Source organism: Geitlerinema sp. CS-897, from assembly GCF_028368005.1.
Taxonomy (GTDB): domain Bacteria; phylum Cyanobacteriota; class Cyanobacteriia; order Cyanobacteriales; family Geitlerinemataceae; genus Baaleninema; species Baaleninema simplex.
The window spans coordinates 16764-39237 of record NZ_JAQNCQ010000112.1; the positions used below are offsets into that span (position 1 = coordinate 16764).

Below are 22474 nucleotides of genomic sequence, written 5' to 3' on the forward strand. Positions count from 1 at the left end.
CACTAGCATTCGGAGACGCGATCGCCTTAGAAATTTGTGGCTAAGCTCCCCGTTTGAGAGCCGCTTCGACTTGACGAAATTCTTGTTCTAACCGTTGTTTGAGTTTGGACGACAGCGGACGGTTTCCGTAAGATCGGTAATGTCCGGCCAGGGCGTCGAGCGCCGTTCGCATGGTTGTAAACGAGGGTAAACTCGAAACCGAGGGATCTCGGCGATAGAGAGAGAAGAAATCGTCGATATTTTGACGGGCTTCTGCTTGCGCTTCCATTTTTTCAGGCGTTCCTTCGGGCAGCTCGATAGCAGTTCTCAGGCTGTTGACGAGCGCCAGGGTATCCTCGCTATAGTTTCCCGAAAGGTTCGCACCGGGAGAACATCCCACCAACCCGACGACTACAACGAGCAAGAGAGCGAACAGACGCGATAACAATCGATTCATAAAGTTTTGTAGAAATAACGACACAGATGGGAAAGTATGTCGATCCTACCCTGAAAAGGAAAATCGCGATCCCTGCCCGAACGCCAAGCGTTTCTCGTTCCACCGGTCGATCGAAAGCGACTTCCGGCATAGTATGGTTTTGAAGATCCAGTTCGTATCCCGTCGAGATCGAGTGGCCGATCGCCCCGTCCGTCTGGGAATTTCAACGAGAAACCGTTCTAGAAAAACGATGCAAGAGACTGTTTTTAGCGTACTGTCCGTCACTGCCGTTGCCTTGTTAGTCGCCGTTACCGGCGGTATCGGCTATTTAACCTTTGCCGAATGGCGCGATCGACGGCGTCAAGAACGGGAAAAACGCGAACAACGCTAGAGATTTCGAGAGACTGTCGTTTTATGATATGATGGGCATTTGCAATAGTTACAGTCGATAAGCCGATTATGTCCCTCACCCAAGAACACAAACAAGAGATCTTGGCGAACTATCAACAGCACGAAACCGATACCGGATCGGCAGAAGTGCAAGTGGCCATGTTGACGGAACGCATCAACCGTCTGAGCCAACACCTACGCAGCAACAAAAAAGATTACTCGTCTCAAAGAGGTCTGATGAAAATGATCGGGCAGCGAAAAAGCCTGCTCGGATACATTCGCAAAAAAGACGAACAACACTATCGCAACTTGATCGGCCGTCTCGGCATTCGCGGTTAATCCCCCCCTTAAAATTTATGGCTTCCGACCCCCAACGCAATCGCCTCCCCTTCGAGCCGGGAAAAAAGCGAAAAGCGAAAGCCAAAAAAGCCTCGTCCAAATCCGAACGCGAGTCGTCCCCGCGACCCGCTAAGTCCGATCCCGCGCGATCGCCATCTGAGTCTTCGGCTCCAACCTCTTCTCAGGCTGACGTGCGATCGTCTGCAAAGCAGGCGGGAATTCCCGATGCGGTCGGACGGCGAATGCTCGCTCGGGTCGGATTGTTCAGTGGCACGCCGACGCTTTTGGGCGTGTTCAGTTTGGTGGGGAGTTACTTCGTTGTCTCTCGCGAGTGGTTTCCACTGCCCAACGTCGCGGTGTTGCTGGTGAGTATGGGCTGTTTCGGCTTGGGCGTTCTCGGCGTGAGTTACGGCGTTCTCTCCGCCTCTTGGGACGAAGACGACGAAGGGACGAAGCTGGGCATCCAAGAGTTTCAAACCAACTTCAGACGGCTTCGCGAGGCGTGGCGTTCGGCCAGATCGAAAAATTAAAGGAGCGGTCTCGAAACCTCACGCGACCCGATCGGAGTTTTCGGATTCGGCGATCGCCTCCATCTTTTCAAAACCCCTGGAATCTCTGAGATTTCGGGGGCTTGTCGTTTCAAATGCAGCCTGTTTCGCCCGATCCCCTCCATCAAAAAAGAGACGCGCTTGGCACGTCTCTCGAAAATCTGATTTCAGGGATTTGATTTCAGCGAAAGGAAGTTAAAAGCGCGTCGCATGAAGAATTACATCGCACCGCGATCGCTCGACATTCCCGGCGGCATCGAACTGGTAATACCGCTACTCGAGGTTTCTTTGAGGAATCCGCTATAAGCTTCCATCCCGTGTTCGCCGATATCGAGACCGTTGAATTCTTCCTCTTCTCCGACGCGAATTCCACCGACGACGGCCGAAATGGCGTACCAGAAGATGAAGCTCACTAACACCGTAAATCCACCGATGGTGAGGATACCGATCGCTTGGGCGATAATGTTGCCCGTGCCGAAGATACCGACAGCGAGGGTTCCCCAGGCTCCGTTAACCAGGTGAACGGAAATCGCACCGACCGGATCGTCGATTTTCACGACGCTATCGAAGAAGGAAACAGAGAAAACGACGAGAATACCGGCGATCGCACCCGTCAACGCCGCCCCCCAGTAGGGCATATCGTTACAGCCTGCGGTAATCGCCACCAGACCTGCCAGAATGCCGTTGATGGTCATCGTCAAGTCGGGTTTACCGTCTTTAATCCAAGAGGTTAACGTTCCCGTCACGCCACCGGCTGCGGCGGCCAAGTTGGTGGTCACCGCAATGTACGCGATGTTCGTCGTCGCGGCGAGTTCGGAACCGGGGTTGAATCCAAACCAGCCGATCCACAGGATCAAGCATCCAAGAGTCGCCAAACTCAGGTTGTGACCGGGCATCGCACGAGGTTGTCCGTCTTCGTATTTGCCCAGACGGGGACCGAGAATAGCAGCCCCGACGAGAGCCGCCCAACCGCCGACGGAGTGAACCACCGTCGAACCGGCGAAGTCAGCAAAAGACCAAGCCCCATCTGGCCCGAAGGACGACAGCATTCCACCTCCCCAAACCCAGTGGCCGGAAATCGGATAAGAAATCCCCGTCAACAGGAGGCTGAAGATCAAGAACGCATCGTATTTAATTCGTTCGGCAACTGCTCCAGAAACGATGGTGGCGGCGGTAGCCGCAAACGCCACTTGGAACAGGAAGGAGACGGAAATCGGCAATCCTGCCGGGAAAGGATCGAGTCCGTACGTTGCCGGATCGCCGCTGCTGAGAAAGAAACCGCCCAATCCGATGAAAGGACCGCCGCCGGAACCGTACATAAAGGAAAAACCGAACGCCCAGTACGCGACTGTTGCCAAGGCGAAGACGATGAGGTTTTTAGACAGAATGTTAACGGCGTTTTTCTGACGACAGAGTCCACTCTCGAGCATTCCGAACCCGGCGTTCATGAATATGACGAGGACGGACGCGACGAGAATCCAGACGGTGTTTAAAACCCCTTGTACGTAATCTGCATCTAGCGTTTCCGGTATTTCGATCGCTTGGGGATCGGCGGCCGTTGCTGCCAAATCCGATACAGCGACGATGAGAGCCACCAGGGGAATACAAGCGAGCCAGTAAATGGGAATTCGCTTGAAAGGCGTGAGTAATTTGCTAAACAGGGAGTTGCGCTTGAGTCCGCGACTCGATCGAGATTTAGCTCGATTGCGTTTTCTTAGCGTAAGCTCAGAGGTCATTGTTAGACTGTGAATGTGGTATGCGGGCGATCGGCGTTTGCCGATCGAAGACCGAACGGTTCGCTCGGGTCAAACCGTTGCAAACGGCTCGGCTCGAGATAACAACACCTCGGGGAACGCGGGCGCGAAATCCCAGTCTGTCTAACACTGCTATAGCCGCGACGCTCCCAGAGGAACTACCCTTGAGGTGTATGCCAACGAGTCACATTGATTCCACCAATTCTCATTGGGTTTGTTCTGTATAGTAAATTACAATTTGCTCCCGAACACCTGCGAATATCCCTAAATATCGAAAGATTTCACTCTCTGAGGGTGAGTTTTTTCAATTCTATTCATCGCTACATTTTTTTCAAGTACTCTTTATACCCTAGGTCGTCGAGTCGCGCTTGTTTGTCGAGAACGGTGTCGCCGAGGTGGGTGCGATAGGCTTGCACCCGGTCGAGCAGGCCGGGATCGTGCGTTGCGAGAATTTGCACGGCTAACAGTCCGGCATTTTGGGCGTTGCCGATCGCCACAGTCGCGACGGGAATGCCTCGGGGCATCTGCACGATCGAATACAGGGAATCTAACCCCCCCAGATGTCGCGTCGCGACGGGAACCCCGACGACGGGTAACGGAGTCAGAGACGCCACCATCCCCGGTAAGTGTGCCGCTCCTCCCGCGCCAGCAATCAAGACTTTGAGACCCCGTTTGTGGGCGGTTTGGGCATAGTTCACCATGCGTTCGGGGGTGCGGTGAGCCGAGACGATCGCCACTTCGCAGGCGACGTCGAACTGTTGGCAAATGTCGATGGCCGCTTTCATCGTCGGTAAGTCGGAATCGCTGCCCATGATGATGCCGATGCGGGCTTGTTTGTCGCTCGTCATTTGTGGTTGAATCGTCGGTAAATTTGCCAGTCAAATCTTAAGGCGTTCTCGAACAAACGCCAACGCTATGGTTTCCTCCTTGACCCACGCCCGAATTGTCGGATACGACGGTTTACAGTCGATCTCGCTCGAAAACGACGTCGTAACGGCGGTTCGTTCCCAAACGCCATCCGAAACCTCTCCCGAGGCGATCGATCTCGGTGGAGATTGGATTTCCCTCGGCGGTGTAGACCTCCAAATCAACGGAGCGTTAGGGCTGGCGTTTCCAGAAGTGCGACCCGATCGCGCGGCAGTTTTGGACAAAATCGGACGGTTTTTGTGGCAGGCGGGGATCGATGGATATTTGCCGACGTTGGTGACGACCTCCCTCGAGAACATCGCGCGATCGCTCTCGGTTTTGTCGGAGGTCATGGCGTCTCTGTCGTCGAACGCTCGAACTGCCCGCATCCTGGGAGTTCATTTGGAAGGGCCGTTTCTCAACCGAGAAAAACGAGGGGCGCATCCAGAGGCGTTTTTGCAACCGCTGACCGTGGAGAACGTCGAGCGGGTGTTAGGGGATTTTGACGAGATCGTGAGAATCGTCACTCTTGCCCCGGAACTCGACGACAGTGGCAAAGCGATCGCCTTCTTGCGCGATCGCGGCATTGTCGTCAGTCTCGGACATTCTCTCGCGACGGCAGCCCAAGCGAACCGAGCTTTCGATGCTGGGGCAACGATGGTGACGCACGCGTTTAATGCGATGCCGGGGTTGCATCACCGGGAACCGGGGTTACTGGGGGCGGCGATCGTGCGTTCTGGGGTGCGTTGTGGCTTCATTGCTGACGGGCAGCACGTTTGCCCGACGATGTTGCGGGTGTTGTCGAACGCCGCCCAGTACGATCGCGGGACGTTTCTCGTCAGCGATGCCCTGGCACCGTTAGGGTTGCCCGACGGCAGATATCCGTGGGATACGCGGGAAATTGAGGTGAGGGACGGGACGGCTCGACTTCCGAACGGAACGCTGGCGGGAACGACGCGATCGCTCCTCGACGGGGCGCAAAATTTACTCGATTGGGGCATTTGCGACATCCAACAGGCGATCGCCCTAGCCACGACATCGCCGCGACAGGCGATCGGTCTTCCCGTCAGTCTCGTCGGTCGTTCCGTACAGCAGTTACTGCGTTGGCAGTTCCGAAACGGACGCTGGACGTGGCAGCGGCTCGTCCAATGTTTTTAGTCCTCGTCTGATTCGGTTTCTACTTCGTCGTCACCGTCCGATTCATCAATTTCTTCAGGTTCTGTCTCGGTTGCGGTAGTTTTTGTTGCGATAACATTTAAACTAATTAAAGTGTCGAGAAGTCGCAAGCTACTGCAATCTTTAAACAGGTTAAATTCCATCACCTGTTCGTATTCTTCAAATCCAACTTCTTCGAGATACATTCCCAAAAGTTCAAAATCAAAGCCGACCTTATGCACGTCGAATTCATTGGTTTGACCGCCGAACATGATTCTCATGAGCTGCAATCGTTCGATAGGTATAAGATTGGGATTAAGATACAGCCAACATAACGTATGTAAATCGGGAACGCTGATAAACAGTTTTCCACCAACTTTTAAAACGCGATGCCACTCATCTAAGGTACAAATGAGTTCGTTGTTTAAGCTATGGTGAAAGTGTTCGAGAACGTGACTGGCATAGATGGCATCAACTGAGTTACTCTCAAATTGACTTAAATTGGCAGCATCTGCCAAAATATCAACTTCAGGGCGATCTTCGATATCGAGGATTTTCCATCCTTCACGGACTTCTTTTCCTCCAATATGTAGTTTTAGACTCATAGGAATCGATCTTTTTTAGGCTTGATAGGTCGTGCGATCGTGTTCGCGAAACCTTAAACTTATTATATTTTCATCAGGCTTGCAATTTCGCTTTATACGAACTTAGATAACAATATTTAATTTTTGGAACTTGATATCAAGGGTGTATCTCAACTTTTGCAAAAATATGAGTTTGAGGTAGGTTGGTTGGAGCGATAGCGAAACCCAACGACAGCTCAATTCAGTGCAGAGACTCCGATCTGATAAATTTACATTTTTGAGATGCACCCAAAATTATAGTAGTCAAGGTGAAATAGAAATCAATAGTAAAACTATAGCAGTCCTAAATGATTTGCGTCAAAATTCCATTTCGGTAAATGGTGATATAAGGAATTGGAATTGGGTGCATCTCAGTTTTGCAAAAACATGAAAATTGGAGGCTGAAATCCTTATTCTCTCGTATAGATTTACATTTTTGAGATGCACCCTTGGAATTTGTCCAGACTAGAGAAATATCTGGAAGTTCGTGCCAGATAGCAACTCATGCGGTAGACAAGACTTACATTGGAAACTGATTTTTCCAAGTCGCTATTATACCCGAAGGATCGATCGCACTTTCAATATATCTTCGTACGATCGCCCTCAACCCTAGACAACCTTTAACCGAACGAGATCGGCTCGAGTTTTGCGAGCGATCGTCTCATCGATCCAATACAATTTTAATAGAGATTGCTCTGGGAATTTTGGCGATTTTCACCTTACCCAAAACTCAATCTGCAATTAAAATTTCTCCATCCCAAATTTTCTCTTGAATTTCGCGAAAAATGGCACATTCCTCTACCGACACTTTGCCATCGGCATAAATTGCCGCAATGAGTGCATCTCGTTCTTCTCGCGAGACGACACCGTCCTCAAGAACACGTTTGGCTTGTTCGGCAAGTGCGGAAAGGTCGCGTTCTTCTTGAGGAGAAAGATTCTGTTGGCGACTGCTATAAATTTCCATAGGAAAACCTAGTAAGTTTCACCTCTTTTAAGCTGGCGCTACTCTCTATTTTTGTCAACCAAATCAAAAAAAAGTTTACACGATTGCGGGGATCGCCCAATCTGTCGATAGACCCTTCGTTACAGTTTGTTTAAGAGCTATGTAAAATTAATGAAAACGAGATACTCTAAAGACAAGTTTATTGGAATGCCCATCAGCCGATCTCGAATTTAGTATAGATCTTATCTAAATTGTTAAAATAGAGTCCCGATCGCGCTATTTTTTGAACTTTTGTAAACTGACGAGCGATCGAGAATTCGACGCCTCTAAAGTGGATCTCGAAAACGTTCGAGATCGATCTGAACTCTGTTGTCCGTTTATCTTGGCAGGCTCGACGTCGATGAACAACCCAAAAGAAACCCTTCCCCCTGCGATCGAAGACGATCCGGTGTTGCTCGATCCCACAGACACCGATCGCCCCGAAGAACCCCCTTATCTATACCGACCGACCTTGACGGGAAACACAACGGAGAACGACGACGAACCCGTGTTTCCCCGCCTCGAAGACGGACAACCGTTAGACGAGGTTCTCGACGGTGAAGGAGAACATCTTCCCAGCGCCCTGAAACAGTCTTCTGACGCCGAGGACAGCGTGGCGCTAGAATCCGCCATCGAAGACGAAGCAGCGGTGTTGATGTCAGGACGGACAGAGGAGTTGGCAGAGGTCGCATCAGTAGACGACGACGCGCCGGAAACGCTACATCCGATTTTGTAGAGCTTCGGTCTCCCATCAACGCCACAGACCGGATGCGTCGTCACGAGCGCGGTGTCGTTTCTTCCGTATCTAAGGCATCACCATCGGAATCAAGCCGTTTTCAGGAATATAGTCTCGATACTGCTCGTCTTCAGCGAGAACCGCTACCAGGTGAAGGTTCCAATCCGGTTCGGTGGGTAAGTCCACCCAAGGAACGGCGATTTCCAAACATTTGTCCATCGCCACTTTGACGCGGCTTTTGCTCGTGCGCCAGCGATCGCGTTCGATCGCCTGATTCATTTGGTAGGACTGACTGATTAAATTGACTTCCAAATGGGTGGCGAAGCGATAGTTCAGCGGTGGAGCGTCCGGTAACTCTTGCAATGGCGCGGGACTCGTATACATGGGGCGCTGGGGATAGTACCACAGCAGATGTAGCTCAGAAGGACAATCTTTCCCCGGTTCGATTCCCGTTTTGAAGTCCAGGCGCATATAGAAGTTCAAGTGGTCTAAACCGTACCACAACCGCTGTACGGGGCTGCTGCGGTGCATGGTTCCTCGAGATCCCCCCACGTCGATCCGTCCGGCGCGATCCCAATCCTGCTCGTCTCCCACGCCATCGATGACGGGATGGATGAAACTTTGCGGGCGCATATCGCCTTTTTTCTCGTGGGCTTCGAGGGGATAGCGCACCTCTTCAGGGATCGGTTCGTTGAGGGCGTGATAGAGGGCGCTGAGGTGTTCGCGGAACAGGCGATCGAAAATCGCGTCTTGCTCGGAGGAATGACCTTCGCCAAACCACCAGAACCAGTCAGACCCTTCGGCGGCGTAGAGGGCTTCCCAAGCTTCCGGATTGTTTTCCTCGGTGGCTTCGGGATGGTTCGCTAGGGTCTGACGCGCTCGCGTCAACATATCCCAGGCTTTGTTCTTCACGGGATCGCCGATCCAAGTGGTAAAGCTTCCATCTACCCAAGAGCCGCTGTGCAGGCGATCGCTCGGAAGCATTTCCGTCGGGGGGAAGCGATCGATAAATTCTGATACCGTCACCAGTTGAATCCCGTGATGGTGGCTGAGGATGTGGTAGAGAGACTCGAGGAAGGGTTTCCCGTCCTGCTTGTAAAACTCCCAGCAATTTTCGCCGTCGAGGGCGATCGTCACGAGCCAGGGACGTTCTAAAGCGTCACCGTCTTGTTTGTGTTTGAGCGATCGCGCGATCGCCTCGAGGTGTCCGACTAAATCGGCGGCCGCTTCCTTCGGAGCCATCGAACCGTAAGTAAACCCGATCAGATCCGACAACCGGTGATCGCGGAACACGATCGCCAAATCTCCCGCATCGGTTTTCAGGCGATAGGGACGGTACAACAACTCTGGCTCGAACACGTTCCCCGTACTGTCGCGGTGGAAGAAGTGTTTTTTCGTCCACCCGAGAACGGCTTCGTCCGAACACAGCCAGTTAAACCCTTGCTTGGCCACGTCGGACAAAATCTCGGGACTCACCGATTGTTCGGACGGCCACAAGCCGCGAGGTTCCCGTCCGAAGCGATCGCAGTACAGTTTCCAGGCTTTATGTAAATGTCGCGGAATATCTTCTTTCCACAAAAAGCGGTTTTTGGGAAGTTCCATCTCGGGAACGGCGACCCGACCGGAATTCGTATCGGCCAGTAGCGGTAAAATCGGGTGCGTGTAGGGCGTAGTGGTAATTTCGAGCTGTCCCGCATCCTGCATCTTCCGGTGTTGCGGGACGATGCGCGAGATAATCTCTTTTTGCTTGGACAAGATGCGCTGGCGATCGCCGAGGGTGAAATCTCGTCCTTTTTTCAACCACCCCGCAATATCCGGGTCGTCCCAAAACAGCGGATCGATCCAAGCGAGATTGTGCCACGCCAGCAAGTCAGCATAATCCCGATTTTGCCAGTGTTCCAAACACCAGGTAATCCCTTTCTCGTGACGCTGTCCGAACAGTTCTCGATATCGAGGATGAGGGTCGATGAGCGTGTGGTGGTTCGCATCGAAAAACCGCTCGAGAATAAACTGTTTTCCTTTAACATCGAGCTGGTCGGTCGGCGTCAACAGCAGTTTGAGATAGGGATCGAGGGCTTTTCCCTCAGCGTAATCCTCCAGTTGCAAAATCAGCGACGGAACCAAGTTCACCGTCTGGTGCAGTTCGGGAAACTGTTCGAGAATCAGGACGAGGTCGAGGTAGTCTTTCGTTCCGTGAAGGCGAACCCAAGGAAGGCGATACTGTTCCGAATCTGCGGAACTGGCGGCTCGACTTTTGTAGAGAGGTTGGTGCTGGTGCCAGATAAACGCGACGTAGAGCGGATGTGACATAATCCCGATGAGTTGCTGCGAAGGATGGAACCCAAATTTATAGTACGTCGAGGGGATAGAGAGAACAAAGCCGAGGGTCAGACCCTCGACTTCGCTCGTGTTTGACTCAATGCATGGGGGGCGATCGCGTTTCGAGACGAACGCCGTTGACGCAACGAATTACATCACTTGTTCGACTTCGGCAATTTCGGGGATGTATTCCCGAAGGCGGCGTTCGATGCCCATTTTCAGCGTCATCGCCGAACTCGGACAAGACCCGCAAGCCCCTTGCAGGCGTAGTTTGACGATCGGGCCGTCGATATCCATCAGCTCGACGTTACCGCCGTCAGCCATCAGATAGGGGCGCAGTTCGTCTAATACTTTTTCCACGTTGTCTTTGGTGAGTACTAGCGTCTCCATAGCGATGCCTCAATAGGTGTGTCAGTCGGCTCGATCGAGAACCGTTCGCATTTTTCTCGATTGTACCGTTTTCGTCGATCGCCTGCGGCACGATCGCCCTCGAGCAAACCTGCTACGCTGAAGAGAGAAAACCACCCTGTCCAGATCGATGAGTCAAGAAGATACCCAGGCGATCGCCCGAGAGCTGAAACTCCACGCTGTCATTCTCGGCGGGTTCGTCGCCGTGATGTGGATCGAAGAACTCCTCGACCAGTTTCTCTTTGGCGGCCAGCTCAACACCCTCGGCATTTACCCCCGCGAACCGGAAACCTTGCGGGGAATTTTGTTCATGCCCTTTCTTCACGGAAATTTCGCCCACCTGCTATCGAATACGGTTCCTTTTCTCATATTGGGATGGTTGGTGATGGTTCGGGGAATTCGCGATTTTTTCCTCGTCACCGCCGCCGCCATGTTACTCGGAGGCTTGGGGGTGTGGTTGTTCGGCGCACCGGGACTCCACATCGGCGCTAGCGGTGTAGTATTTGGTTATTTGGGCTTTTTACTGTTGCGCGGCTTGTTCGAGCGCAGTTTTCAGGCGATCGCCCTTTCGCTGCTCGTGGGATTTTTCTACGGCGGTTTAGTCGGGGGAATTTTTCCAGGTCAACCGGGGATTTCCTGGGAAGGCCATCTTTTCGGTTTCCTCGGGGGAATTTTGGCGGCAAAGTACGTCTCTCGCAAGCCGTATCGAGAATAAAGTATGGGCAAGAAAAAACAGAAATTTCCCCATTTGTTGGGGTCGAAATGGACAGCCGTTCGGGAAACCTGGGGCTGGCGGCATTTTCAAGTCGTCAGTTGTAAAAACGAAGGCGATTTTGTCTTTGCAGAACTGATGGCCTCCTGCGACGCACAGGTACGATTTTGGGTGAACGCGAAAACCCTCAAAAATTCCAGCCAATGGCGTCCTGGCTGGAAATCGCTGCAAGAACAGGAAGAACTGGAAATTCCGCTCGATGTAGAGGTTTTAGAGGAATGGCGGTAGGGCGATCGAAATGTCGTTCGACTCGTCCTTTTTCTCGGTTCGATCGGGTGTATCTCAAAAATGTAAATCGATCGGAGGCAAACTTGAGTCCTCGATTTAGCTGCTGTTGGATTTCGACTTCGCTCGAGCCAACTTACCGGGTCTTCGGAGTTTGAGGTGATAAGCGGATTTTATGCCCGGTCAAAACCATCCCCTCACCCCCCCCCAACGCAGCGGGGGGCTAAGGGGGGGATGCGCCCCGGTTCAATTTCGTATTATTCATAACAAATTACACCGTAATCTCAGGAGACCCAACTTACCTCAGACTCATATTTTTACAAAAGTGAGATGTTCCCGTTAGGAATAATAGCGAACGCCCTCTACCTGAAAAACTTGCAACGTTTAAATAGCAGTCGTGCGATCGAACATTTTTTTATGTGAATTTGAGAGAGGAGCGATCGGTTTTGCGATCGCTTCCCCCACGTGAAATCCGTCACTCTAAGTTAGTTTTCTGTAGTTTGACTGGCAACCGTTTCAGCCAGTTCTTCGGAAGAATTACCGCGAACGGCACGGAACATTCCAAAGCGACAAAGTCCCACACCAAAGGCAAAACGCATCAACAGAAGCGTCGGAACTTCACGTACAGATTTAATAAAACCTGCCATACCAAATTTGAGCCATCCTTGCGGCCGCTCGATACCTTGCCAGATCGAATCGAGCCAAGACGGAAGCGTTTCTTGCGTCCAATCGTCTGTTGTAACCTTGCCGTCTACCAATCCAGTTTCTTCTAACAGTTCGGAAAACCCTTCAATACTGGAAAACTCGGGATGAGACCACTGATCGAGCAGTTGTCGCATGACAATTCGCTCCCAAACGTTAAGCGGTTGTTGGCGATCGTCCCGTTGGTTCCAATCCGCTACGACTAAAATTCCACCAGGTTTCAGTACCCGAATTAATTCTTTAGCAAAAGTAGCTTTGTCGGGCATATGAGGCCCCGCTTCGATCGACCATACCACATCAAAACTCGCATCGGGAAACGACAAGGACATGGCGTCGTCTACCTGAAACGTCGCATCGACATCTTCTGGCGTTAATTCTTGGGCGCGTTTGACCTGTTGGGGACTGATAGTCACTCCAGTCACTGAAAAACCGTACTCGCGGGCTAGAATACGACTGCTTCCCCCAATTCCGCATCCGACATCTAACACGGTCGTTCCTTGGGGTAAGTTTTCTAAACCGCCCCAACGCACCATTTCCCGAACGAAATCTGCTTTAGCCTCTAGAAAATCTTTTCGGTGCGGTGGCGAACCGTAATGACCGAGGTGAATGTGTTCGCCCCAGTAAAATTCTAAAATTCCATCTTCTGTCCATTCGTCATAGGAATTGGCAACAGAGTCTGAGGATTGGTAGCGGCGAGCAGTGGTAAGATAGAGAATTAGAGCGATCGCTAGAATTCCTAGCAAAATTCCTAAAACAAGCCAAACAAACTGCATGGTGATTCTATCCTGACAATATCGATAATTGAGAAGGTCGCACGAAAGCACTTCTTTTTCTAAATTGTATATTATTGTATCGTGTTAAAAAAATCTAGTTCTGAATCGAATGATGTTCGATCTCGAATGTTTTGTTTACTTTTAGATTTAAAAATAAAATTTTTTGCTGTTCGCATTTACAAATTTTTAATTTTATTTAAAAATTGCAATTTTAATAATTTTAATTTTTGTCATTTTAGTTTTTTTAAGAAATTAAAAAAGCATCGATCGCATAAAACGAGCTTCCGATCGACTTTTTTAAGGTCTCGATCGCGTCTTGACGCCAAGAAAAAACCCCTAGCCCACGAGGAGCTAGGGGCGATCGTCAGGGTGCATCTACCATTCCCAATTACATAACGAGGCGGGAGACATCCGGAGAATTTCAGCCAACCTTCAGCAACAAATCAGAGAAACCGTAGCAACCGAACGAGGGTCTAACGTCGAGCGAAACTGACCGCATCCGAATTAACGATAGGATGAGGATAGACCCTTTCTACCCATCCCGACGAACGCGAGATGCAAATTCTCCTTGTAGATGACGAAGTCGAGCTGACTGTTCCCCTAGCGCGAGCCCTCAAACGAGAAGGGTATACCGTCGATGTAGCGTATGACGGCGAGGGAGGTTTCAAACTCGTGCAAAGCCAGTCCTACGACTTGTTGGTTCTCGACTGGATGTTACCGAAACTCAGTGGTTTAGACTTGTGCCAGCGGTGTCGGGAGCGTGGAGATACGACTCCCGTGTTATTCCTCACCGCCAAGGATACTCTCGACGATCGCGTGTTGGGTCTCGATGCGGGTGCTGACGACTATCTCGTCAAACCCTTCGAGTTGCGAGAACTCCTAGCCCGAGTGCGAGCCTTATTGCGGCGTTCGTCCCGTTTCGAGACCCCCGAACCGCAGTCTGGACGATTGCGCGCAGAAGATCTCGAACTCGACTGCGACAACCAACTGGCGTATCGTAACGGGCGCACCATCGAACTCTCAGAAAAAGAAACGCGCCTGTTAGCTTATTTCATGCAACACCTCGGACAACTGCTCACCCACCAACAAATTCAACAGCATTTGTGGGGAACGGACGCTCGACCGAGCAGTAACGTATTAGCAGCCTCGATTCGTCTGTTACGTCGAAAGGTGTCTGTCTCGGGAGAGGCTCCCCTCGTGCATACCGTGTACGGAAAAGGCTATCGCTTTGGCAACGCGCCAGAGTAGTTGACAGTTGAGAGTCGATAATTCTGGCATCGTTACTTTGGAAGCCTTTTGGCCACCGACTTAATTGCGGGCAAATACGAGGCACTACCGCGACGGCCGAGATCTGTAACCGCAATTTTCCTGACAAGGACTCCGTGGGATACCCGGAAGCGAAATTGCGAAACTTGGCCGACAATTGAGGAGAGAACACCTCGCAACCCAGACCGCTCATGCCCAGACACGCCGAGCCACGCGAAGCTAGTCCCAAAACGGCCGACCCCCTGGCTTCGACTGAAACCTGGCTAAAAGCTATACTCGATCGCACCTTCGACGGTATTTTTGTCCTAGACGTGCGAGAGTCTGTGGCGGGAACGAATTACGTCCTCATCGAAGCGAATCCTGCCCTGAATCAAATGTTGCTGCTCGAGGAAGACGCCGTCGATCGCTCGATCGATATTTTTTTCCCCGAACCTGTGGCGACGGTCACGCAGGAACGATGCGATCGCTGTCGGGACAAACAACAAACTGTTTCCTACGAGGTAACGTGGCAACGGTACGGGCAACCTACCACGCTCCTCGTGTCCCTCTCCCCCATTTTCGACCGACACGGTTGCGTCGGACAAATCGTCGGTTTGTGTCACGATACCAGCGAGCGGCGACGGGTTCTCCAAGAAGCGCGACTGCTGCAAACCATTACCCTAGCGATGGTGGAATCGCGGGATTTCGCCGCCGCCTTGGGCGTCGCGTTACGGAAAATTTGTCAAGTCACCACCTGGGATTACGGTGAAGTCTGGCTTCCTACCCCCGACGGTCAGAGACTCGAAGGTCGTTCGGCGTGGTATAGCAACTCCAACCCCAACAGCGACAACTACCAACAAGACTGGCACTTTCGACAACTCGGACAAGGACTGACATTCCCCTCCGAAGCGCTATGGTACGGGCAAGTGTGGTCTGTCAACAATCCAGACAGTCGTACCGAGACCAGTCTCGATCCCGCTTTAGATCTGCTGCGTGTTGACAGTGCGATCGCCCACGGGTTTTCCGCCGGTTTAGCCATGCCGCTTCTAGTCAAAGGCGAAGTTCTCGGCGTGTTCGTCTTCTTCGTCCGCCAATCCCAGCAAGCCGATCCCCAAAAAATTTCTCTCGTCTCGGCGATTACCGTTCAACTGAGCGTCGTCCTCCATCACAAAAAATACCGAAATATCTTCGAGAACGCAGTTTCGGGCATTTACCAAAAAACGTTAGACGGCCGCTACACCATGGCCAATCCCATGCTGGCCAGTATTTTCGGCTATAGCGACGTCGATGAATTCGTCGAGGCAGCCAACCGACCCGACTTTAAACTATACGTCAACGACAGCGATCTCGAGACGTTTTTACAGCAAGTTCGCGATCGCCTAGAAGGAAGTAGTCTTGAAACTCAAATCTACCGGCGCGATGGTTCGACGATCTGGATTCGCGAAACGGCTCGCACCGTGGGGGACTGCCAAAAACGCCCGATCGCGATCGAAGGAACCGTTGAAGACATCACCGTCCGCAAACAAGCCGAACTCAAACTTCGTCAGCGAGATGCTTTGTTACAGGGAACCTCCCGCGCCCTGCAAACCCTGATCGCTCGAGGAAACCGCGCGAACGTTATTCCCGAAGCCCTCTCGATTATCGGCGAAACCACTGGCGTCGATCGCATTAGCGTTTACGAATACACCGATACTCAATTCACTCCCCCAACCGTCACCCTCCGTTACGAATGGCACAACGATAACCTAACCTCTCGTCACCCTCGTCTGTCTTCCCAAGACGGACGGGGTGACAACGGCGACTTTCCTCTGTTACCCGAGTACTACCAAGTTCTCGACAGCGGACAGCACGTCCATCGGACTCTCAACCAAACCCCCGAACCCGTGCGATCGAGCTTAGCCGCTGAAAACATCGCCGTATTCCTCCTCTTACCTATCGTTATCGAAGACGAACACTGGGGTTATTTGAGTTGGGAATGCGTTCGTTCCCAGTTGTTGGACTCCGACAGCGAAATTTCCATTCTCCAAGCGGTCGCCGCCAGTCTCGGGGGAACCATCCAACACCAACGCACCGCCGAAATCGTCCAGTACCGAGCCTTTCACGACCTGCTGACGGGATTGCCCAACCGCCTGTTGTTCGACGAACACCTCCACACCGCTCTGGCCCGGGCCAAACGCAACGGCGAAAAAGTGGCCGTGTGCTTTCTGGATCTCGATCAGTTCAAAATTATTAACGATACGCTGGGACACGCGATCGGCGACAAGCTGTTACAACAAACCAGTCAACGACTTCGCAGTTGTTTACGTCAGTTCGATGTGGTGGCTCGTTGGGGAGGCGACGAGTTTATTTTACTGTTGCCGCAAATTCGCCACATTCAAGACGCCGAAAAAATCGCCCATCGATTGCTGAAAGTTCTGGAAAACCCCTTCGAGATCGACGGACACCAGCTCTACGTGAGTACCAGCATCGGTATTGCTTTATATCCGACAGACCACGAGGACGCCGAAACGCTCGTCAAACAGGCTGATATTGCCCTGTATCGAGCTAAAGATGCCGGACGGAACAACTATCAGCTTTATACTCCCTCGATGGAAGCTCAAGCTTCAAAACGGCGTTCGGCGATCGAAAGTTTGCGAAAAGCCCTCGAACAAAAGGAGTTGCGGTTGTACTACCAACCCCAGATGACGGCTGAGGGAGCGATCGCCGCCTGGGAAGCTCTGGTACGCTGGCAACATCCGACGCAAGGATTGCTGTTACCGTCGCAGTTTTTACCGATCGCAGAAGAAAACGGCTCGATCGCTGCCATCGGTGAATGGGTTCTCGAAAGGGTGTGTCGTCAAATCCAGAGGTGGAACGCCGCAAATTTGGGAACGGTTAAGATATCGGCGAACCTCTCGACTTACGAGTTGCAAAATCCTAACTTAAGTCGTTGCTTGGAGGAGTTGTTACAACAGACGAGGATCGATCCGAGTCAGCTAGAGTTAGAAATTCCCGAAACGGTCGCCCTTCAGGATACGAAAAGCGTGCGCGAGAGGGTCATGCAGTTTCAGAAAATGGGGATTTCCATCGCACTCGACGATTTTGGAACGGGGTATGCGTCGTTGAGTTCGCTACCGATTTTCCCGATTCAAACCCTGAAAATCCATCAAAACTTCGTTCGCACCCTCGGCGAAGATAGTTATAACGAAGCGGCGATCGCTGCCATTGTTGCCTTGGGAAACGCACTCGATCTCCGCATCGTGGCCGAAGGGGTCGAAACCCAACTTCAATGCGATCGCCTCCGCCATCTCAACTGTCCTCAAATGCAAGGCTATTTCTTCGGTCATCCCATGTCTGCCGAGGAAGCCACGCAACTGATGCTTCGTCGTTAGGATTCGGGTTCGGTCTCAATTTCAACCTCTAAGGTGTCTTCGTCGAACCGCACGTACAAAATATTCGGTTGACAGCAAATCTGACAATCTTCGACGTAAGACTGCTGGTTTCCCGCACTCCAATCCACAAACGTAGTATTCGTTTCGCCGCAATAGGCACAAACGTACTCTGCCGAACTATCCAACGCTATCCCTCCTCATCCCCTCATCTTCTCACATTCCCGTTTCGTGACCTCGTGGCGATAGCGAAACATATCTCGCAAACGGTCTTCGACGAACCATCCCATCAGCGTCTCAGAAATCGGAGATCCCGGCATTTGGTAGGCGATCGCATCGGTTAACCGAGTTTTGCCGTCTTCCTCGGCGAATTGGTGGCGGTGCGTCCACGATTCCATCGGCCCTTCAGCTTGTACGTCCGTAAACAGGCGATATCGATCGAATTCAGTATGGCGGGCTACCCAACGCACGGGAATCGGACCCAGATAAATGTTAAATTCGCTAATCGCCCCGATCTCGAGTCCTCCTTCGCGGCGAACGACTTCTACAGGTTGCCACGGAGGAGTCAGGAGTTGCAGGACATCTTGACGTTCGTGGAAGTTCCAGATGACTTCGACGGGGGCATCGATGAGACTGCTGTAGCTAAAGTGAAGCATAAACGGGTGTGTGGGGAATCAGTGCGATCGCGTCTTCGAGAACTACAGTAGCGCGATCGAGCCGTCGGCCGGCGATCGCGTGAAAACCGATCGCTTCGTCCTATCGTACTGCTACAAAATCCCGCTACCCTACATTAAAGACCCAATTGCGTATATAAGGATAGTTTCGATGACCGATACCACCCCCACGTCTTACGATATCGAACGGGCAGTTCTCGATCGCTACCAAGCTGGAGCGCAACAGGTTGAAGCGAGTTTGTGTTGTCCCACGGAATACGACACTCGCTATTTAGATATTTTGCCCGAAGAAATTCTCGAAAAAGATTACGGATGTGGCGATCCCTCTCGTTACGTCAATCCGAGCGAAACTGTCGTGGATTTGGGATCGGGTGCGGGAAAAATTTGCTATGTTCTCTCGCAAAAAGTCGGCGCAACAGGTCGCGTTATCGGTGTGGATTTCAACGACACCATGTTGGCGCTGGCTCGAAAATATCAAACGGAAATTTCCAATAAAATTGGATATCAAAATGTCGATTTTGTCAAGGGTAAAATTCAAGATTTAGCCTTAAATTTAGACAAACTTCAAACTTGGCTCGACGCGCATCCGGTCAAAACACTCGAGGATTTAGCCGTCTTAGAATCCGAGCGCGATCGCCTGCGACGAGAAGATCCTGTAATTCCCGACAATAGTGTCGATGTCGTCGTCTCGAACTGCGTCTTGAACTTGGTTCGTCCCCAAGACAAACAGCAGTTATTTCAAGAAATTTTCCGTGTTTTAAAACGGGGCGGACGTGCCGTAATTTCGGATATTGTCTGCGACGAAACACCCCCTGAGAAAATTCTCAGCAACCCAGAACTTTGGAGCGGTTGCATTTCTGGAGCTTTCCGAGAAGATGGATTTTTAGAAATGTTTGAAGAAGCGGGATTTTACGGTATCGAGATTTTGTCTCGTCAAGAAGAACCTTGGCAAGTTATCGATGGGATTGAGTTTCGATCGATGACCGTTCGCGCCTACAAAGGAAAAGACGGTGAGTGTTGGGAACGCAATCGAGCAGTAGTGTACAAAGGACCTTGGAAACAAGTCCTCGACGACGACGGCCACGTTTACCATCGCGGCCAGCGGATGGCGGTTTGTGATAAAACCTTCCAAATTTTGACCGCTTCCAAGAGTCCTTATCGAAACGATGTGATTCCCATTTTACCCTATCAAGAAATTCCCTTAGACAAGGCGGAAAAATTCGACTGCAAGCGATCGAGCGTTCGCAGTCCCCAAGAAACCAAAGGTGCAAACTATCGAGAAACCCACACCAACGACGTGCCAGTTTGTGGTGACGGCGCAGGATGTTGTTAAGCCTCTAACTGTAGGCGATCGGTAAGATTAAAAAATCTATATACAATAATAAACAACCAGTCTCTTACCGATTCCTCCTCACACAGAATTCACGATGAACGCTTTTCTTCGCGAGATTCCTAAAGCCGAACTGCACCTTCATCTCGAAGGAACCCTAGAACCAGAATTAATGTTTTCGATCGCCCAACGAAACGGAATTTCACTACCCTTTGCATCGATCGAAGCAGCGAAAAACGCCTATCAATTTACAGACTTACAGTCGTTTCTCGATATTTACTACGCGGGTACGAACGCCTTACAGACCGAACGCGACTTTTACGAGTTGACAAAGGCGTATTTAGAAAAAGCAGTTCGTCAAAACCTGCGTCACGTCGAGATTTTTTTCGACCCGCAAACCCACACCGATCGCGGAATCGAATTTAAAACGGTTTTGAACGGGATCGATCGCGCCTTAACCGACGCGAAAACCGAATTTGGCATCTCGTCGAACTTAATTCTCTGTTTTCTGCGCCATCTCAGCGCAGATGCGGCGATGGAGACCCTCGAACAAGCCATTTCCGATCGTGATAAAATCGTGGCAGTCGGGTTAGATTCCTCCGAACTCGGACATCCTCCCAAAAAGTTTAAAACCGTATTCGATCGCGCTCGTCGTGAAGGTTTCCTCACCGTCGCTCACGCTGGAGAAGAAGGTCCGCCGGAATATATTTGGCAGGCTTTGGATTTACTAAAAGTGTCTCGAATCGACCACGGCGTTCGCTGTCTCGAAGATAAAAAATTGGTCGATCGCCTGCGTCGCGATCGAATACCCCTAACCGTTTGTCCCCTCTCCAACATCAAATTACGCGTGTTTGAATCTATCGAACAGCACAACTTAAAACAACTGCTCGATCTCGGCTTGTGCGTCACCGTAAACTCCGACGATCCCGCCTATTTCGGCGGTTACGTCCTTGAAAACTTCGAGGCAGTCCAAATCGGGTTAAACCTCAGCCGCGCGGATATCGTTCGGTTGGCCAAAAACTCCTTTATAGCATCGTTTTTATCCGGCGAGATCCAACAAACCTATCTCGAGGAAATCGACGCTTTTGTGGCTTCAGTATCCGAAATCGCATAGCACTGGTGTAACCCAATCTTCTCGCCAGAATTGCACAAAATTACCCGACCCGAAAACCACAGTCAAAAATCGCTTTATGGTACAGACGCCAACATCTAAAACCGTTGCCATTACCCCGTTCGATCGCCAACTCGATCGCCCCCTCACCAAACAGAAAATTACCGTATTGCAAATCAACCTCGGGAAAAAGTGCAACCTCGCCTGTACCCACTGTCACGTCGAAGCGGGGCCTAACCGAACCGAAGAACTCACCAAAGAAGTTTGCAACCAGTTAATCGAAGCCATTCGTCGCTTTCCCCAAATCGAAACCGTCGATTTAACCGGAGGTGCGCCAGAAACGAACTTCGGATTCAAACCCCTCCTCGAAGCCGCCAGAAATGCCGGAAAAGAAGTTATCGTGCGATCGAACCTCACCATTTTCTTCGTTCCCGGCTACGAAGACTTACCCGAATACTTCACCAAACACCGAGTTCGCGTCGTCGCCTCCCTCCCCTGCTACCTCGCCGAAAACGTCGATAAAATGCGCGGAAGCGGCGTCTTCAACAGTTCGATTCGCGCCTTACAACAGTTGAACGAACTGGGATACGGTCGAAATCCCGAGTTGAAATTGGATTTAGTCTACAACCCGCCGATTCCCACCTCAGAAGACAAATTTTCCCTTCCCCCCGCACAAGCCGGACTCGAAAAAGCTTACAAACAGCATCTCAGCCAGCACTTCGGAATCGACTTCGATCGCTTACTGACAATTACCAACCTTCCCATCGGACGCACCAAACAGTTTTTACAGCGTCAAAACCTCGATCGCCCCTATACCCGATTCCTCGAGGAGAACTTCAACCCCGACACCGTAGACGGGTTGATGTGTCGCAACCAGCTTTCAGTAGACTATCGCGGAAACCTCTATGACTGCGACTTCAACCAAATGGAAGAGGTTTCCGCCGTTGACGGAAACGGCGAACCCCTAACGATCGCCAAATTGCTCGATCGCGGAAGCCTCGATGCGATCGAAACCGTCCAAACCGAATCCTACTGTTACGGATGCACCGCTGGCTGTGGTTCGAGTTGCGGCGGCGCGTTATCAGTGAACAGGGAACAGGGAACAGGGAACAGGGAACAGGGGTAGGGTGCGTGTTTATCAGTGTAGAGTGCAGAGGGCAGAGTGTAGAGTGGGAATTCTAACTCTTCACTCTACACTCTTAACTCTTCCCTGAAAGAGGCGCACCGCCAATGTAAACCGCCAACATACAAGGGTGTGTGGCGCGGCCTGAAAATGTGGGTGACGTCGGACTAACTTTGCATCTCCCCGTCTCCCCCTCTCCCCCTCTCCACAATTACCAAAAATTTGGGTCTAAAGCCTCGCCCTTGCAGGGCGACTTTGCTATGATGTCAGAAAACTGGAACGGTATTTAACCAGTCTAAAAACCGAGCCTCTAATCGAGGCATCCGAAGCTTGAAAACTAGAGTTAGCGGGTTCTGTTCGGGAAAGCTCCAACAGGTAAAAGCTCTAAGCAACACGGACATCTCACGCTGGCGAACTCGGTTCGCCACCCCTGTCCTCAAGTACAGAAAGTCAATTTTTCAGTAGATTATCAGGTACGGTAGGGCATACCGAAACCTCCTCTGTAATGGGGAAAACGTCTGGGGAGATAAACCCCTCTGGTACTTATTGGCAACAATGGGTAGTAAGGGTTGTCGC

At 51.3% G+C, this 22474-nt stretch carries 23 protein-coding genes; 13 read left to right on the top strand and 10 right to left on the bottom strand.

Annotation, left to right across the window (positions count from 1 at the left end; genetic code table 11):
• Window positions 1–40 precede the first annotated feature (40 nt).
• Window positions 41–436 (bottom strand): photosystem II protein Psb27, encoded by a 396-nt coding sequence (gene psb27 / locus POG22_RS06810; protein ID WP_026097744.1) that lies wholly within the window; start codon window positions 434–436, stop codon window positions 41–43.
• Between the two features lie 229 nt (window positions 437–665).
• Between psb27 and POG22_RS06815 the strand changes: the two genes are divergently transcribed.
• From POG22_RS06815 to POG22_RS06825, 3 genes are all read left to right on the top strand, one after another.
• Window positions 666–806: a hypothetical protein gene (locus tag POG22_RS06815; RefSeq protein ID WP_192816692.1), complete on the top strand. Its 141-nt coding sequence runs from the start codon at window positions 666–668 to the stop codon at window positions 804–806.
• A 68-nt stretch (window positions 807–874) separates the two neighbouring features.
• Window positions 875–1144, top strand: coding sequence for a 30S ribosomal protein S15 (gene rpsO, locus POG22_RS06820; RefSeq protein WP_017661719.1), 270 nt, complete (start codon window positions 875–877; stop codon window positions 1142–1144).
• A 17-nt stretch (window positions 1145–1161) separates the two neighbouring features.
• A complete protein-coding gene (locus POG22_RS06825; RefSeq protein ID WP_017661718.1) occupies window positions 1162–1674 on the top strand; it encodes a PAM68 family protein in 513 nt (170 codons plus the stop codon).
• A gap of 236 nt (window positions 1675–1910) precedes the next feature.
• Here POG22_RS06825 and POG22_RS06830 read toward each other — a convergent pair whose 3' ends face one another.
• Complete coding sequence (locus POG22_RS06830) at window positions 1911–3428, bottom strand: ammonium transporter (RefSeq protein WP_498904363.1); 1518 nt, start codon at window positions 3426–3428, stop codon at window positions 1911–1913.
• Between the two features lie 13 nt (window positions 3429–3441).
• Here POG22_RS06830 and POG22_RS06835 point away from each other — a divergent pair, with 13 nt between their 5' ends.
• Window positions 3442–3573: a hypothetical protein gene (locus POG22_RS06835; RefSeq protein ID WP_498904365.1), complete on the top strand. Its 132-nt coding sequence runs from the start codon at window positions 3442–3444 to the stop codon at window positions 3571–3573.
• Window positions 3574–3766: 193 nt separating this feature from the next.
• On the opposite strand, the gene purE is transcribed toward POG22_RS06835, so the two are convergent.
• Entirely contained in the window at window positions 3767–4294 is a 528-nt protein-coding gene (purE, locus tag POG22_RS06840) for a 5-(carboxyamino)imidazole ribonucleotide mutase (protein ID WP_498904367.1), read from the bottom strand.
• Between the two features lie 67 nt (window positions 4295–4361).
• Here purE and nagA point away from each other — a divergent pair, with 67 nt between their 5' ends.
• Window positions 4362–5510 carry an N-acetylglucosamine-6-phosphate deacetylase gene (nagA, locus tag POG22_RS06845; protein WP_498904369.1) on the top strand — a complete coding sequence of 383 codons (1149 nt, stop codon included), beginning with the start codon at window positions 4362–4364 and terminating at the stop codon, window positions 5508–5510.
• On the opposite strand, the gene POG22_RS06850 is transcribed toward nagA, so the two are convergent.
• Window positions 5507–6112: a class I SAM-dependent methyltransferase gene (locus POG22_RS06850; RefSeq protein ID WP_498904371.1), complete on the bottom strand. Its 606-nt coding sequence runs from the start codon at window positions 6110–6112 to the stop codon at window positions 5507–5509. The two genes, nagA and POG22_RS06850, sit on opposite strands and share 4 nt — an antisense overlap.
• A gap of 748 nt (window positions 6113–6860) precedes the next feature.
• Entirely contained in the window at window positions 6861–7094 is a 234-nt protein-coding gene (locus POG22_RS06855) for a hypothetical protein (RefSeq protein WP_498904373.1), read from the bottom strand.
• A 379-nt stretch (window positions 7095–7473) separates the two neighbouring features.
• Between POG22_RS06855 and POG22_RS06860 the strand changes: the two genes are divergently transcribed.
• A complete protein-coding gene (locus POG22_RS06860) occupies window positions 7474–7848 on the top strand; it encodes a hypothetical protein (RefSeq protein WP_498904375.1) in 375 nt (124 codons plus the stop codon).
• Between the two features lie 69 nt (window positions 7849–7917).
• Here the strand turns inward: POG22_RS06860 and POG22_RS06865 are convergent, their stop codons facing one another.
• The gene (locus POG22_RS06865) at window positions 7918–10158 is read right to left on the bottom strand and encodes a glycoside hydrolase family 57 protein (RefSeq protein ID WP_498904376.1); all 2241 of its coding nucleotides are present in this window, start codon (window positions 10156–10158) and stop codon (window positions 7918–7920) included.
• Between the two features lie 159 nt (window positions 10159–10317).
• Entirely contained in the window at window positions 10318–10557 is a 240-nt protein-coding gene (locus POG22_RS06870; protein ID WP_498904378.1) for a NifU family protein, read from the bottom strand.
• Window positions 10558–10705: 148 nt separating this feature from the next.
• On the opposite strand from POG22_RS06870, the gene POG22_RS06875 reads away from it, so the two are divergent.
• Both POG22_RS06875 and POG22_RS06880 read left to right on the top strand, forming a co-directional pair.
• Window positions 10706–11290 carry a rhomboid family intramembrane serine protease gene (locus POG22_RS06875; RefSeq protein WP_498904380.1) on the top strand — a complete coding sequence of 195 codons (585 nt, stop codon included), beginning with the start codon at window positions 10706–10708 and terminating at the stop codon, window positions 11288–11290.
• Window positions 11291–11293: 3 nt separating this feature from the next.
• Window positions 11294–11575 carry a TIGR02450 family Trp-rich protein gene (locus POG22_RS06880; protein WP_498904381.1) on the top strand — a complete coding sequence of 94 codons (282 nt, stop codon included), beginning with the start codon at window positions 11294–11296 and terminating at the stop codon, window positions 11573–11575.
• Between the two features lie 482 nt (window positions 11576–12057).
• Here the strand turns inward: POG22_RS06880 and POG22_RS06885 are convergent, their stop codons facing one another.
• Window positions 12058–13047, bottom strand: coding sequence for a methyltransferase domain-containing protein (locus POG22_RS06885; protein ID WP_074171032.1), 990 nt, complete (start codon window positions 13045–13047; stop codon window positions 12058–12060).
• 555 nt (window positions 13048–13602) lie between these two features.
• On the opposite strand from POG22_RS06885, the gene rppA reads away from it, so the two are divergent.
• Both rppA and POG22_RS06895 read left to right on the top strand, forming a co-directional pair.
• On the top strand, window positions 13603–14295 hold the full coding sequence (rppA, locus tag POG22_RS06890) for a two-component system response regulator RppA (protein WP_017661698.1): 693 nt from the start codon (window positions 13603–13605) through the stop codon (window positions 14293–14295).
• Between the two features lie 209 nt (window positions 14296–14504).
• Window positions 14505–17663 carry an EAL domain-containing protein gene (locus tag POG22_RS06895; protein ID WP_498904383.1) on the top strand — a complete coding sequence of 1053 codons (3159 nt, stop codon included), beginning with the start codon at window positions 14505–14507 and terminating at the stop codon, window positions 17661–17663.
• Here the strand turns inward: POG22_RS06895 and POG22_RS06900 are convergent.
• Both POG22_RS06900 and POG22_RS06905 read right to left on the bottom strand, forming a co-directional pair.
• Window positions 17660–17848, bottom strand: coding sequence for a CPXCG motif-containing cysteine-rich protein (locus POG22_RS06900; RefSeq protein ID WP_063719484.1), 189 nt, complete (start codon window positions 17846–17848; stop codon window positions 17660–17662). The two genes, POG22_RS06895 and POG22_RS06900, sit on opposite strands and share 4 nt — an antisense overlap.
• Before the next feature lie 12 nt (window positions 17849–17860).
• The gene (locus tag POG22_RS06905; RefSeq protein ID WP_498904386.1) at window positions 17861–18316 is read right to left on the bottom strand and encodes an SRPBCC family protein; all 456 of its coding nucleotides are present in this window, start codon (window positions 18314–18316) and stop codon (window positions 17861–17863) included.
• Between the two features lie 169 nt (window positions 18317–18485).
• On the opposite strand from POG22_RS06905, the gene POG22_RS06910 reads away from it, so the two are divergent.
• The 3 genes from POG22_RS06910 to arsS all read left to right on the top strand — a co-directional run bounded on the left by POG22_RS06910 (window position 18486) and on the right by arsS (window position 21901).
• Window positions 18486–19667, top strand: a complete 1182-nt coding sequence (locus tag POG22_RS06910; RefSeq protein WP_498904391.1) for a DUF8838 domain-containing protein — start codon at window positions 18486–18488, stop codon at window positions 19665–19667.
• Between the two features lie 94 nt (window positions 19668–19761).
• Window positions 19762–20778, top strand: coding sequence for an adenosine deaminase (locus POG22_RS06915; protein WP_498904388.1), 1017 nt, complete (start codon window positions 19762–19764; stop codon window positions 20776–20778).
• 76 nt (window positions 20779–20854) lie between these two features.
• Window positions 20855–21901 carry an arsenosugar biosynthesis radical SAM (seleno)protein ArsS gene (arsS, locus tag POG22_RS06920; RefSeq protein WP_498904390.1) on the top strand — a complete coding sequence of 349 codons (1047 nt, stop codon included), beginning with the start codon at window positions 20855–20857 and terminating at the stop codon, window positions 21899–21901.
• Window positions 21902–22474: the final 573 nt, after the last annotated feature.